2 protein-coding genes are annotated in these 1023 nt (G+C 37.3%); one reads left to right on the top strand and one right to left on the bottom strand.

The genetic code is table 11. The features are described from left to right. The coding region (locus tag VXQ92_RS21320) for a FadR/GntR family transcriptional regulator (RefSeq protein WP_416683102.1) at positions 1–255 on the top strand (255 nt) is incomplete at its 5' end. A gap of 67 nt (positions 256–322) precedes the next feature. On the opposite strand, the gene VXQ92_RS21315 is transcribed toward VXQ92_RS21320, so the two are convergent. Continuing rightward, the coding region (locus VXQ92_RS21315; protein ID WP_416683101.1) for a TorF family putative porin at positions 323–1023 on the bottom strand (701 nt) is incomplete at its 5' end.

Genomic DNA, 1023 nt, shown 5'->3' with positions numbered 1-1023 from the left:
GATATCCAGTTTCACTTAGCAATTGCCAAAGCAACGCATAATGACTTGCTGGCTTATATGTCAAAAATGCTGGTTTTACCTTTGCAGCAATCGATTCAAGTCACCAGTCTACGCCCAAATTTACAAGGCCATTCACTACCTAGACATAAAGCGATTTTAACAGCAATTGAAAATAAAGATCCGCTCTCTGCTCGTCATGCTTCACTGGTTCAGCTAGACGATACTAAAATGGCTTATGATTTAATTAAAAAATAATTTTCTCTATGTATTAGAAAAAGCCTGCTGACTCCAAATTAAAGTGATCAGGCTTTTTATGTATAAATTAGAATACTTTTTTAACTGAGACAGTAAATGTCGAATCAATCGGATTTGAAATTGGTGCATCTGGTTCACCATTACTATAATTTCTATAGTATCCGTCTTTGTCCCACGCTTTGGTATAAGCTAACCCTGTAGTCCAGCCATCACCTAAATCTTTAATCAGTTCGACTTTCATATCCTGAAAGTTAGCTTCCGAGAAATTTTTAATTTTTTCATAGCCATAGTGGGCACCAAAAGTCCAAGTTTCATTGATCGGCTGTGTAAAGTTTAAATCTAAATAAGTTGTTCCTCGTGAACGTTTACCTTCTGTACCACCCATCATATTTGAGTTATAACCTGCGTAATCTGGGGTATAGGTAATAAAATATTTGAGACTTAAAGGACCATAGCCAATTTGGGGCACAATTTCACCATAGTTGTAGCTGGTACTCCCCGTTTCAGGCGTACTTTTTGCACCTGGGTAATAATAATAAAAAACAGACATTCCAAGTGAGAATTTATCGATAGTTTTTAAATAACCTGCATAAAAGTCCCATTCAACTGAAGCATCGCGGAGATAGTTTGAACTTACATTGGATGCCCAAGTACCCACAAATAGCCCATTCGGATTTGCATAGTCGAAACCAATTTGTAGTGCAGGCTTACCCCAAGTTTGCTGGAAACCACGTGAAATATATTGACTTGCAAAAGTCACATTCGCAC

Source organism: Acinetobacter sp. 228 (assembly GCF_048147885.1).
Note: the sequence above shows the minus strand (reverse complement) of the source record. Positions and strands in the feature narration are given on the sequence as shown.